The following is a 12756-nucleotide window of genomic DNA, read 5'->3' on the forward strand; positions in this document are numbered from 1 at the left end:
GGCCAAGACAACGGGCGCCCTGCAATCGAAAGAACTGCAGCCCACAGCATGAAAGCCCTTGTAGTCAAGGCAATATGCGACGGCGCTCTCGGGCGCCTCATTCCCAACACGGCGGCAAACGCACGTACGATCGATGGGGCCATTCTAATATTCTGGTCGCAAATGCATGGACTGACTTTGCTGCTGGTAGACAGCCTCGTCGGCCCCAGCGGCAAGATTGAAGAGCTGAGCGAAGGCGTGTTGCAAGGCATGCTCGACGGATTGGCGAATTGTATCCCGGAAGTGCCAGACGGCGTGTGGGTGGGGCCTCCGCCCGCCGAATAGGACCCGGGGCTGATCAGCCACCCGCCCTGTCATTTACGTGGTACGCGCGCCGGCTCGTTCCGCGAGGAGAAATCTCATGGACGCATACATCTCTGCTCTGATGGGTCTCGCCGGCATTGCGATCGGCAGCCTGACCTCGTTTGCCAGCACGTGGATGACGCATCGATCACAGGTGCGGGAAAAATATCGCGAGGTCGAGATTGCCAAGCGCGAAAAGCTATTCTCCGATTTCATCGCCGAGGCCACACGGCTGTTCGGTGACGCACTAAGCCACCAGAAGGACGACGTTTCCGACCTCGTGCTGCTTTATGCATTGGTCGCCCAGATGCGTCTGATCTCGTCCCGTCCGGTCGTGGACGCAGCCGAACTGGCGATGGCAAGGATCGTCGAGACCTATTTGACGCCCAATCGCTCGCTCTCTGAAATCCGGGATCTTGCCCGTTCCGGCGCGATGAACTTTCTCCTCGATTTTGGTGAGGCTTGCCGTGCAGAATTGGCGAAAGGGCACCTGGCTACCGGACGATAGGATGCCGCAGATCTCCGTGGCAAATCGCGCTAGTGCCCAGGATCGGGTACAGCGCTCGCAGAACACCTCCTCTGTCCGAGGTTGGGAATCCGACCGACCCTAGCCTAGGCCGCTGTCAACGTATCTCCAGCCTGGATATACGACGACTTCGCCTTCGCAACCTTCTCCCTCAGAGCAGCCAGCTCTTCCGCAAGCAGTTCAACGGCCATCTTCTGGACGGCTGCCTTCAACCGATCCTCGACTTCGAAATTGTCCAGCATGTAGCTGGTTATTGCATCTTTCATCAGTTCTTCGATGGCAGGATCATCCTGCTCCAGCGTGTCAGTCATACTGCGCCTTCCTTGGGTTGTGGACATCTCAATTGTCACCTTTCAGGCTAGTCCCAAGCGCGGTCTCGGTCCATTATACTCAGGGAAGCCTTTCTGAATTCTAGGCATGCTCATTTCCTCCATTGGTTTAGCCGCTCCCAGGTTGGGGTAAGCGCGCGATCAATGGCGTCGACCGGGAGTTCTTCGACTACAACGCCCGAGGCGCGCCCTTCGGACCCGACGATGGTACCGCCGCGCCATGGGTTGTTGTCGCCTCGCTGCCGTTCGCGCCGGAGATCGTTGTACCGACAGTCCTCAACTTTGCGCGAATGAAGCTTGGCATGACGCGGCTTTACGGTTTCAAACCGTCATTTAACCAGACCTATGCCGTGGAAAACAGCCTCACCGGATGGTGGGTAAGTCCCTATCACTTTGGCATCGACCAAGGTCCGTGGTGCTAATGATCGAAAATTACCGGACCGGCTTGCTCTGGAACATCATGCGTCGATGCAAGCCCCTGGTGATCGGATTGCGTCGCGCGGGATTTTCAGGGGGGTGGCTTTAGATTGGATGCGCTCCGATCACCGGCGTTCCCGCGCCTGCCAGTGGTGCCGACCTCGCCTAAGTTCCCTTGACCTGCTGCGGCGGATCGAAGCCGAGAGGTCGGGGTTTCGTCGAAGCCGTCTGATGTGAGATTCCGTTGGCTCTTTGCGACCTCACGAACCGCTTTCGCCCTCGCTATGGAGAGCCAGCGCAGAACGGATGCAATCAAGCAAAATCTGTTCGCCAAACGGTTTTGTCAGGCAGCCGATGACGTCCGCGCCGAACGCAGACGCGCGCACATTCTTTTCCGGAAAGGCGGTGATCAAAACAGTCGGAATGCTCTTGCCCAGCGCGACCAGCCGGCGGTGCAGATCGAGCCCGCTCATTCCGGGCATATTGATGTCCGTCACGAGGCAGGCCGTGCGGCGGATATTAGGGAATCTCAAGAAATCATCCGCGGATGAAAAGGTCTCGGCGTCAAATCCCATCGACCTCATGAGCCCCTTGATAGCCTCCCGCATCGACTCGTCGTCGTCGACGATCGCAATCAGAGGTTTGTTGGTTGGCATTGCCGCATCCCGACTTCGCCGATTGGCGTCGCGCCTAATTGGCGTTATGGCGCAATTGCTGGATGGGCTTATTATCGGACCGCGACAAAGGCATCGCAAGCTATACGCTCGTATACGCTGTCTAAACGTTCTACGGCGAGCTGGGAATCTAAACGCGCGGAACATGGAGATGAGGAGACCGACGCGCTGCGAAAACGGAGCCATACGCGCGCGGGAAGTTCGTTAATGCAGAAAATGTGGGTTGGAGGACGGTCATCTCGAATGTGCCGCGCCAAAAGAGTGGAGAGCCGTACTGCAGGCTGCCCACTCTTCCCGAACCAACTGACGCTCCGACAGTGGTTCGTTTGCCGGCGACGCTGGCAGGCTCCAGGATGCGCAAAACGCCCTCAGCGACCGCCCGCATCCACCCTTGTGGCCGGGGTAATTATCGCGCATTGTGGCGTGCGAAAGGAAACCCATTTTCGGCATTCGTTTTCTCATCGCATGGCCAGTAGGCGTAGATAGTAAATTATCCCAACGTCGATTCACATTGGGGGTTCAGACGATTGACCGAGGCGCTAGCGACCATCATTGTTATCGATGATGACCCCGAGGTCCGGGAGGCGCTTGGCAGTCTGCTGCGTTCAGTCGGCTTTGCCGTCAATCTCCTCGCTTCCGTGGGCGACTTCCTCAAGTCCGGGCGACCCGATGGACCGACCTGTCTCGTGCTCGATGTCCGGCTTCCGGGACAAAGCGGCCTTGATTTTCAGCTCGAGCTGGTGCGAGAAAATATTCAGTTGCCGATTGTCTTCATCACCGGGCACGGCGACATTCCCATGTCTGTCAAGGCAATGAAAGGGGGTGCGGTCGAGTTCCTGACGAAACCCTTCCGAGACCAGGACTTGCTCGACGCCGTTCATATCGGCTTGGCGCGCGACCGCGAATGGCTTGAAAATGAAAAGGCGCTGGCGACGGTGCGCGCTCGTTTCGCCAGCCTGACCCCACGGGAGCGCGAGGTGATGGCTTTGGTGGTGACCGGACGGCTCAACAAGCAGATTGCCAGCGCTCTAGGCGTGAGCGAGATTACCGTGAAGGTTCACCGCAGCCAAGTCATGCAGAAGATGGGCACCAGATCCCTGCCCGAACTCGCGCGTATGGCTGACAAGCTGATGCTCGCGCCAGGAAAGACGCAAACGAACTCATAAAGGTCTTGGCTGCCCGTATAGGTCACCCCCTCCTCATTGGTAATCGATCCTTCCTGGTGGCCAATAGCCCCGGCGGGAGCCCTCCTCTATCGTGCGCGTTCCTTTCCTCCCCTCCTCCCAGGCCGGATCGCTACCGATCGGCCCGCCTTGGCCTCCCACCTGCGGGAGGCTTCTTTTTGGCCTCAGTCCCGGCATGACACTTTCGACTTCAACACCGACACGCAACTGACGGCACCCACGCGCGCGGTGGAGTAGCTCAAACCATCGCCCCAGTCATTGTCGGGGCCTAGGATGACTTCGCCGACATGAGTCGCTGAGCAGAAGTTCGCTGACGGGTATCCTTGCCGGTATTCCAAAGTATCGCAAAGACGAAACCATAGTATAATTTCCCGTCGTCCCTTCCATCGCTAGACTCTACTCGTTGCCTCGCGAGACAGGTAGCGAATCCCCCCGTTGCTACCAACAAGCTTCGGCGCTCCTCCATCCGAAGCTCTGCGGGTCCACGACCCGCCCGACCGCCCAGCAGCCGCTGGGCGGTCTTTCGTAGAGGTAGACCACGTATCGAACGGCGGGTGATGGCCGCTCGTTGTTGGGACGAACAGGCGAGATGTGGTAAGAAGGTGGGGAAGTGGTTGCTGGTTCGTCATATGTGCTCGCTTTGGCCAATTTGACCGGACGGATCTCCGAAACGAAAGTGGCAGTGCCAGATGCGACAGGCGAGATGACGAAGTCGGCAAGCAGGCACATCCTCTTTCTTCGGCGTTGGTGGAGATGGGAGTTTGGAGGTTCTTTGGGAGGCCGGTGATCGCGTGTTCCACCGGCAATGGCGCCGGGGTGCCGACGGCAAGTCGAACCCGGTGCTGATCGTGCTTTCGGCCCTCGAGTACCCGACACCTTCAAGCCTCGGTCGCCTCGACCATGAATACGGATTGAAGGATGAGCTCGATAGCGCATGGGCGGTGCGACCGCTTGAGTTGGTGCGCGAAGGCGGCCGGACCATGCTGGTGCTTGAAGATCCGGGCGGCGAGCCGCTCGCCCGGCGGCTCGGAACGGCAATGGAAACGGGACTTTTCTTGCGCCTCGCGATCAGTATCGCCGCTGCGCTCGGCAGAGTCCACCAGCGCGGCCTGGTCCACAAGGACATCAAACCGGCCAATATACTGGTAACGGGCACGGGCGCCGAGGTGCGGCTGACCGGCTTCGGCATCGCCTCACGCCTCTCCCGCGAACGGCAGGCGCTCGAGCCGCCCGAAGTGATCGCGGGAACGCTTGCCTACATGGCCCCTGAGCAGACCGGACGCATGAACCGCTCGATAGACTCCCGCAGCGACCTTTATGCGCTCGGCGTGACACTTTACGAAATGCTGACCGGGAGCCTGCCCTTTGCCGCTTCCGACCCGATGGAATGGGTGCATTGCCACATTGCACGACAGCCGATGCCTCCCAGCCAGCGGGCGGCGGATGTTTCACAGGCAGTCTCAGCCATCGTCATGAAGCTCCTCGCCAAGACGGCCGAGGAACGATACCAGACGGCAGGCGGCGTCGAGCACGATCTGAGCCGCTGCCTCCGTCAATGGGAAATGGAATCGCGGATTGAGGCATTCCCGCTCGGCGAGCGCGATATCGCAGACCGGCTGCTGCTTCCCGAAATGCTGTACGGGCGGGAGCATGAGGTCGAGACCTTGCTCGCTGCCTTCGACCGCGTGGTGCTGGGCGGAGCCCCGGAGTTAGTGTTGGTCTCTGGCTATTCCGGCATCGGAAAGTCGGCGGTGGTCAACGAACTCCACAAGGTACTGGTGCCGCCGCGCGGGCTGTTCGCGTCCGGCAAGTTCGACCAGTACAAACAGGACATCCCCTATGCGACCCTGGCGCAGGCCTTTCAGGGCCTACTCAAGGGACTCCTGGCGAAGAGCGAGGCGGACTTGGCACCGTGGCGCGAGGCGCTGAGCGAGACGCTGGGACCGAACGCAAAGCTGGTGATCGATCTCGTCCCCGAATTGAAGCTCGTCATCGGCGACCAGCCCCCGGTCCCGGAACTTCCACCACAGGACGCGCAACGACGATTCCAAGTGGTTTTCCGGCGGTTCATCAGTGTCTTTGCCCGGCCCGAACATCCGCTGGCGCTGTTCCTCGACGATCTCCAATGGCTTGACGCCGCGACGCTCGATCTGCTTGAGGATCTGCTGACCCGGTCCGATCTGCAACAGCTCATGCTGATCGGCGCCTATCGCGACAACGAAGTCACCGCCACCCATCCGCTGATGCGGACGCTTGACGTGATCAAGACCGCGGGCGGCAAGGTCGCGGAGATCGCGCTTGCGCCGCTCACTAAGGACTATCTCCAGCAGTTGATCGCGGATACGCTCCACTGTCAGCCCGATCGTGCGGCCCCACTCGCACAAATGATGCACGACAAGACCGGCGGCAATCCGTTCTTTGTCCGTCAGTTCCTATTTTCGCTCGCGGAAGAGGGGATGCTCACCTTCGATCATGACGCGGCATGCTGGTCCTGGGATCTCAAGCGCATTCGTTCCAAGGGATATACCGACAACGTCGTGCACCTCATGGTCGGCAAGCTCGCGCGTCAGCCGCCCGAAACGCGGGAGGCGTTGCAGCAGTTCGCCTGTCTTGGAAACACCGCAGATATCAGGGTGCTTTCACTCGTGCTCGGGATCCCGGAGGAGCAAGTCGCCGAGGCCTTATGGCCTGCCGTCGCTCACGAACTGCTCGAGCGTCTGGCAGGCACGTACCGGTTCGTCCACGATCGCGTTCAGGAAGCCGCCTATTCGCTGATCCCGGAGGATCGACGCGGCGAGTTACACCTTCGCATAGGGAGACTACTTGCGGCGAATACTACGCCGGAGCGGATTGACGATCGTGTCTTCGAGATTGTCAGCCAGCTTAATCGCGGAGCCGCACTGATCACCTCGGCAGAGGAGCGCGAGCAACTGTCAGAGTTCAATCTGCTGGCCGGCAAGCGCGCCAAGGCCTCGACGGCATACGCTTCCGCTCTGCACTATTTCGTTTCTGGCACGATGATGCTTTCGGGAGACCGTTGGGAGCGCCAGCACCAACTGGCGTTCGCGCTTGAGCTGAACCGGGCCGAATGCGAGTTCCTGCTTGGCGCGCTGCCGGATGCGGAGGACCGGTTAGCCCAGCTTTCCGGTTGTGCTGTCGGCTCCGACGACCAGGCTGCTGTCGCCTGCCTGCGCATTGATCTGTATGCTGCGCTCGGGCAGACCAGCCGCTCCGCAGACGTCGGTCTCGACTACCTGAGGCAGTATCTCGGCGTCGACTGGTCGCCGCATCCGGCCGATGCGGAGGTGCAACGAGAATACGACCGGATCTGGTCGCAGCTCGGGAGCCGCGCGATCAAGGATCTCATTGATCTGCCGTTGATGAGCGACCCAGCATCCTCCGCGGCGCTGGATATTCTCACCAGGCTCGTTGGGGCGGTATGGCATACCGACGCGAACCTGGCATGCATGGCAATCTGCCTGGCTGTGAATCTGAGCCTCGAGCGTGGCAACAGCGACGGCTCCTGCTACCATTATGTGTCGCTTGGCTATATTGCCGGGCCGCGCTTCGGCGACTATGAGGCCGGTTTCCGCTTCGGTCAGCTAGGCTGCCAACTGGTCGAGAAGCACGATCTGAAGCGCTTTCAGGCCAGGACTTACAAAGACTTTGGGGCTCACGTCATACCATGGACGAGACATGTCCGAATGGGCCGCGACATGTTGCGGCGAGCCCTTGAAATTGCCGACCAGAGCGGCGACCTGACGTTTGCCGGATACAGCTATGCCAGTTTGAATTCGAATCTGCTGGCGGCAGGAGATCCGCTTATGGAAGTGCAAGACCAAGCGGAGATTGGCCTCACATTTGCGCAAAAGGTGCAGTTCCAGTTCGTCATAGACCTCACCAGCGCGCAGCTCGGGCTCGTCCGGACGCTGCGCGGGTTGACCCGGAAATTCGGTTCCTTTGACGACGACGGATTTGACGAATTTGAGACCGAACGCCGGTTTTCGGAAAATCCGAATCTTGCGGAAACCTGCTACTTCGTCAGAAAACTCCAGGCCCGGTTCTTCGCGGGCGACTATGAGGCGGCGGTCGATGCGTCATTGCGGGCGCAGAGGCTGCCATGGACATCGGTGGCGCATTTCGAAGAGACGCCGGAGCATCATTTCTACGGTGCCCTGGCCCGCGCCGCGTGCTGCGACTATGCGATGGTTGACCAGCGGGCGCGGCATATGGAGGCTCTGGTTTTCCACCACCGACAGCTTCAGATCTATGCGAAGAATTGCCCAGAAAACTTCGAAAACCGCGCCGCGCTGGTCGGCGCCGAGATAGCACGCCTTGAAGGCCGCGAAATCGACGCCGTGCGCCTTTACGAACAAGCGATCCGCACAGCGCGCACCAACGGCTTCCTTCATCATGAAGCCCTCGCATATGAACTCGCCGCCCGCTTTTATGCTCAGGGAGGCTTCGAGGACTTCACTCGTCTCTATCTCCGCAACGCGCGAGGTTGCTATTTACGCTGGGGCGCCGACGGTAAGGTGAGGCAACTCGACCAGCTCTATCCGGACCTGAGAGGGGACGAACGCGGTCCCACTCCAACAAGCACTATTGGTGCGCCGGTCGAGCAACTCGATCTCGCAACCGTAATCAAAATCTCGCAAGCCGTGTCAGGCGAGATTGTCCTTCAAAAGCTGATCGACACGGTCTTGCGCACCGCCGTTGAGCAGGCAGGCGCCGAGCGCGGCCTGTTGATCCTGCCGCGTGGCGGTGAGTCACGGATCGCGGCGGAGGCCACGACTTGCGGTGAAACGGTCGCGGTGCAGATGCTCGACGAGATCGTCACAGAGTTTACGCTGCCACAATCGCTCCTTCGTTTTGTCTTGCGCGCGAACGAAACCGTGGTCCTCGACGACGCAGCAGCTCAGAATCCATTTGCCGCGGACCCATATATTTGTCAGCGCCATGCTCGTTCTATTGTCTGTGCGCCGTTGCTCAATCAGGGCCAACTGACCGGGGTGCTCTATCTTGAAAATAACCTCGCCCCTCGGGTCTTCGCGCCAGCTCGGATCGCGGTGCTGAAGCTGCTCGCCTCGCAGGCAGCAATCTCACTGGAGAATACCCGGTTGTACCGCGATCTCGCTGAACGCGAAGCCAAGTTCCGTCGCCTCGTCAAGGCCAACATCATCGGCATCATCATCTGGGATATCGAAGGTCGTATTTTTGAAGCCAATGACGCGTTCCTCCGCATGTTGGGATACGACCGAGAGGACCTTGCCTCGGGTCGGCTATCCTGGACGGACCTGACGCCGGTCGAATGGCGCGACCGCGACGCACGGACCGTCGCAGAGCTGAAGATGATGGGGGCAGTCCAACCGTTCGAGAAGGAGTATTTTCGGAAAGATGGCACCCGGCTGCCCGTGCTGATTGGCGGTGCACTGCTAGAAGAAAGCAGGAACGAAGGTGTCTCTTTCGTCCTCGATCTGACGGAGCGGCGGCAGGCCGAAGAGGCGTTACGGGAGAGCGAGGAAGCCTTGCGCGAGGCGCAGGGGCAACTGGCCCATGCAAATCGCGTCGCCACAATGGGCCAGCTCACAGCGTCCATCGCCCATGAAGTCAATCAACCGCTCGCCGCGTCGCTCACCAACGCCCAGGCGGCGTTGCGCTGGCTCGGCATCCATCCGCCCAATTTGGAGGAGGCGACTCAGGCGCTGGGCCGGATCGCCGAGAACGCCAATCGAGCCAGCGATGTCATCGGCCGGATCCGTGCTTTGATCAAGAAGGAGCCGGCTCGCAAGGAGCAGTTCGACCTCAATGAAGCCATTCGTCACGTAATTGCCTTGACCGGCAGTGAAGTGCTCCGACAAGGCGTCACGCTGCAGACAGAATTCGCGACGGGCCTCCCATTGGTGGAAGGAGATCGCGTCCAGCTACAACAGGTGATCTTAAACCTGATCATGAACGCAATCGAGGCGATGGGCGGCATCAATGAGGACGAGCGCGAACTGCTGATCAGCACCGGGGCAGAGGCCTCAGGAGGCGTGGTCGTCGAGGTGCGCGACTCGGGTCCAGGCCTGGACCCACAGACGATGGACCGTCTTTTTGAGGCCTTCTACACAACCAAATCGAGCGGCATGGGCATGGGCCTGGCGATCTGCCGTTCGATCATCGAGGCTCACGGGGGTCGGATGTGGGCCACCGCTAGTGAACCTCGTGGGGCAGTGTTTCTGTTCACGCTGCCTCTCGAACGAGACGAAACCGCTGACGCAAAGCATGCCGACCAAATGGCAATGTTGGGAAACTGATAGGACCAACAACTGGCTGAAGCTCTCGCAGCCAGGGCAGGTCGAAGTGTGAAGGCCGTCGGCCCGGCCCCTTTCTCCATCACGAGACGCCTGAGGTGCGGCCGAAGCTGAATTCACCTTCACGACTCAGTCATCGGGCCAACGGGGGCGGCGGGGGCGAAAGCAACAAGCGCATCGATCGCGGTGCGAAATAGCGCGACCGGAAACTGGACGAGGCGACGGAGAGCATCAACAAGTCTGCACCGGCTAAAAGGTGCTAGGCACCAAGCTCGATGATCCTCAATTCTGGACCCAAGCCGCGGCTCCGGCTTAATGCGTGGTCACGGAAATCACTGAAGGACGGAGATCCCCGAAGTCGTCTAAAAGGCGGACAAGCCCGACGGAGTAGCACAAAAGACCGAACTGGGTTCCAGTAACGTATAGGGTAAAGGCAGATTTCCAGGCGTGCAGAGTTTGTTCCCAGGGAAACTTGATCGTTTCGAATGGCATGACGGAGAACATCATCAAATGAGCCTCCAAGTCCATAGGCGGCCATGATGATATATCTGGCGGCATGTGGAGCGGAGAGCCCGGAGCGCAAGGCCCAGCTTCCCCATATGCGCTGGGAAACAGCGTCAATGGGACCAGCTCGATTTGGATGCGGTGGAGTTCATGTGTCATGGTCTCAATCCTTAGAAGGAACGCGGAGGAACGAAGAGGCAAACGGTCCGACCCATCGGCTCGCCCGCCACCTATCGTTGGTGAACCGGCCTCAAGTCTGTTATTGATGCAGGCATCACGAGGCGTGATGAACGCCTTCGTGAGCTTGATGACATTGCCGCGCGGGAGAAGTACCTGACCGTAACAGGACGCCGCTTGACCTGCTATTGATCTTGAGGAAGGATCGGGTAGCGAAGAGGAGGAGACGACTTATACGGGGGTTTACGTGTCCTTCATCCAGGCCCGCTGCCAGAAATCAGACCACCACCCGCTCCTCGCGATGAGATGCCTTCGGCGCGCTCCTCTTCCCACGGCCGATGACATCGACCAGATAGAACGTCGTCCTGGACTGCGTTACTGCATTCCCTTGGAAGCCGTTTGCGCGCCGCTAGGAGAGCACGGAGCAACGTATGGGCTTCATGCTCGAAATGAGTGGCCGAGCCGGGCATGGCTCCCTAGCAGCCCGCCTGTGTGCTGCCTCCGTATAATTTGCGCATACACAAGTATGATGGCGGACCTGCACTCTTTGTTTTACCCTTTGCTCATGAGTGCTGGCCCCTCCAAATTGGTCATGTTCGCATCGGCGTCGGCAGCCATTCACTAGACGTTGGAATCATGGCCAATCAGGTTCCAAAACCGTTAGGAAGGGACGCAGAATGCCAACGGTATCTCCGACTCCTATCACGCCTCCAGACGAGCATCTTGTCACCGCCCGAGAGGCGCTTGAGCCCCTCTATGAGAGGCTGGAGCTTCACACCGAGGCCACCCTGCTGTCGGCGGCAATGGAGGCCGGATGGCCCGCCGACGAGGCAACGAAGGCGCTGGCTGCCCTTAGATTGCAAGACGCCCTCAATATTCTTGGCGGGAATTGAGGTCCAGCATATAGACCCAACGATGTTCCCGCCTTCCAAACCATCTCCATACCATATCGATGCTCCGACGAAGATGCCGCGGCGCGAGCTTCACCGCATCTATGCGGCAGCCGGTTGCTTCTAAAACCATTCGGCGTAATACCAGAGGCTCGCTTGGTTGCCGCGATTTAGCAGATCTACCAAGCTATCGGCCTCCTCGGCGGTCAGCATGTCCATGACAAACCCATTGATGACGGCCGGCTGTCCGACGACTTTATCGAACACCGTCCAGTAAATGTTGAGGTTCTTGCGACGGCTATATCTTTGCGCTGCCATCGTGTACTGCCTCCGGGTGCGGTAGCGACTTTCGTCGATTGTGAGCGGTCTATCAGATGTGACTGCTCGGCGGCTCTTGGATCTGCGAGGCTCGTGACGCTAGTCAATAGCCCGGCAGAGGAAGAGGGCCCGCATCCCCGCGGCGGCAAAGGAGCCCCTGCAGGGTCAGGTGGTTTGTTGCCTTTAAACGGCGCTCACAGTAGAGCATTTGAGTACCCGCCAGTGAAGAGATACATTAGCACTAGGGATGCTATCTACTTGTATATCCTTCCAAAAGCTCGCATCGTCCACCATTGACGACCAGCAGAGTGGCGTTTGTCCTAGAGGATATCGACATTGCCATTGCTGCTATCAAGGAGTTCAGTTTTCAGTGCGAGGCAACGGCCGGAGAGGTCATGCGACCGTCCGGCCCCGCAAATTGGCGGCGGCAGCCGGAAGCCAACCGACCGCATCTTCCGACGTCCATGCCGTGCCCTCCGGCGTAAAGATTCATTGATGGCAGGCAGCCCAACGCGGGTCCCCCATGCACCGGCCGCGTCTTGCCGCCCTCGATGACATGCTCGACAAACTCGAAGAACGTCGCGCCGGCCTTGAAGCGCGGCTGAGGCAAGCACCGGCCGAGGAGGATTTCGAGGAGAAGGTCAAGAAGCTGAAGGCGGAAGTCAGCCCGCAGGCAGTCGAGCTGATCATCAACTCCGCCTTCTATTACATGCGCGAGCACGCCGACTCGGAAACGAAGCAGCCGTTCATCAACATCGTACGGCAGTCCATCCAGAAGGTGGTCATCGCCAAGACACCCGGCCACCAGCCCGCGTCCCTGGAAGTCCACGGCCGGATCGCTTCCATCCTCGCCGCCATGGAAGCCGCAACAATCATGGAGAAGCAGTTCGAGGCACTCAAGCGGCCTGATTACCTGGAAAAGCGGCGGGCCGGCGAGCTCGACACGGAGCAGAAACAAAAAAAGCTCCTCGACGGTAAGCGCGATTTTCGCTGCACGTTGACGCCAACCCGTTGATTGGCATCGGATCAACGTTTGGAATCGTATTGTGTCAGGCGGCTTCGGTTCTGGCGAAGTTGAACGGCAGCAGGTCGACGATGT

8 protein-coding genes and 2 pseudogenes are annotated in these 12756 nt (G+C 59.5%); 7 read left to right on the forward strand and 3 right to left on the reverse strand.

Annotation, left to right across the window (positions count from 1 at the left end; translation table 11 throughout):
• Together EFD55_RS32530 and EFD55_RS32535 are read left to right on the forward strand one after the other, a co-directional pair.
• Nucleotides 1–324 (forward strand): annotated as a pseudogene (locus EFD55_RS32530) (TetR/AcrR family transcriptional regulator); the annotation flags it as partial.
• Between the two features lie 76 nt (nt 325–400).
• A complete protein-coding gene (locus EFD55_RS32535) occupies nt 401–850 on the forward strand; it encodes a hypothetical protein (RefSeq protein ID WP_125851171.1) in 450 nt (149 codons plus the stop codon).
• Between the two features lie 104 nt (nt 851–954).
• Here the strand turns inward: EFD55_RS32535 and EFD55_RS32540 are convergent, their stop codons facing one another.
• Nucleotides 955–1179 (reverse strand): hypothetical protein, encoded by a 225-nt coding sequence (locus EFD55_RS32540; protein WP_125851173.1) that lies wholly within the window; start codon nt 1177–1179, stop codon nt 955–957.
• 137 nt (nt 1180–1316) lie between these two features.
• Here EFD55_RS32540 and EFD55_RS32545 point away from each other — a divergent pair.
• Nucleotides 1317–1723, forward strand: a pseudogene (locus tag EFD55_RS32545) (glucoamylase family protein); the annotation flags it as partial.
• Nucleotides 1724–1874: 151 nt separating this feature from the next.
• Here the strand turns inward: EFD55_RS32545 and EFD55_RS32550 are convergent.
• The gene (locus EFD55_RS32550) at nt 1875–2270 is read right to left on the reverse strand and encodes a response regulator transcription factor (protein ID WP_125851175.1); all 396 of its coding nucleotides are present in this window, start codon (nt 2268–2270) and stop codon (nt 1875–1877) included.
• Nucleotides 2271–2815: 545 nt separating this feature from the next.
• On the opposite strand from EFD55_RS32550, the gene EFD55_RS32555 reads away from it, so the two are divergent.
• The 3 genes from EFD55_RS32555 (at nt 2816) to EFD55_RS32570 (ending at nt 11342) form a co-directional block, all read left to right on the forward strand.
• Entirely contained in the window at nt 2816–3454 is a 639-nt protein-coding gene (locus tag EFD55_RS32555) for a response regulator transcription factor (RefSeq protein WP_125851177.1), read from the forward strand.
• Nucleotides 3455–4233: 779 nt separating this feature from the next.
• Nucleotides 4234–9771, forward strand: a complete 5538-nt coding sequence (locus EFD55_RS32560; RefSeq protein WP_125851179.1) for a trifunctional serine/threonine-protein kinase/ATP-binding protein/sensor histidine kinase — start codon at nt 4234–4236, stop codon at nt 9769–9771.
• A gap of 1355 nt (nt 9772–11126) precedes the next feature.
• Nucleotides 11127–11342 (forward strand): hypothetical protein, encoded by a 216-nt coding sequence (locus EFD55_RS32570; protein ID WP_125851182.1) that lies wholly within the window; start codon nt 11127–11129, stop codon nt 11340–11342.
• 120 nt (nt 11343–11462) lie between these two features.
• On the opposite strand, the gene EFD55_RS32575 is transcribed toward EFD55_RS32570, so the two are convergent.
• Nucleotides 11463–11657 carry a hypothetical protein gene (locus tag EFD55_RS32575; RefSeq protein ID WP_125851184.1) on the reverse strand — a complete coding sequence of 65 codons (195 nt, stop codon included), beginning with the start codon at nt 11655–11657 and terminating at the stop codon, nt 11463–11465.
• A 523-nt stretch (nt 11658–12180) separates the two neighbouring features.
• Here EFD55_RS32575 and EFD55_RS32580 point away from each other — a divergent pair.
• Nucleotides 12181–12672, forward strand: a complete 492-nt coding sequence (locus EFD55_RS32580) for a hypothetical protein (RefSeq protein ID WP_183736911.1) — start codon at nt 12181–12183, stop codon at nt 12670–12672.
• Nucleotides 12673–12756: the final 84 nt, after the last annotated feature.

The sequence above is a fragment of the Rhizobium pisi genome, assembly GCF_003938655.1.
GTDB classification, from domain to species: domain Bacteria; phylum Pseudomonadota; class Alphaproteobacteria; order Rhizobiales; family Rhizobiaceae; genus Rhizobium; species Rhizobium pisi.

Coding starts and splice junctions, on each gene's coding strand:
- EFD55_RS32535 (WP_125851171.1), top strand. CDS start 401: ATGGACGCATACATCTCTGCTCTGATGGGTCTCGCCGGCATTGCGATC.
- EFD55_RS32540 (WP_125851173.1), bottom strand. CDS start 1,179: ATGACTGACACGCTGGAGCAGGATGATCCTGCCATCGAAGAACTGATG.
- EFD55_RS32550 (WP_125851175.1), bottom strand. CDS start 2,270: ATGCCAACCAACAAACCTCTGATTGCGATCGTCGACGACGACGAGTCG.
- EFD55_RS32570 (WP_125851182.1), top strand. CDS start 11,127: ATGCCAACGGTATCTCCGACTCCTATCACGCCTCCAGACGAGCATCTT.
- EFD55_RS32575 (WP_125851184.1), bottom strand. CDS start 11,657: ATGGCAGCGCAAAGATATAGCCGTCGCAAGAACCTCAACATTTACTGG.
- EFD55_RS32580 (WP_183736911.1), top strand. CDS start 12,181: ATGCACCGGCCGCGTCTTGCCGCCCTCGATGACATGCTCGACAAACTC.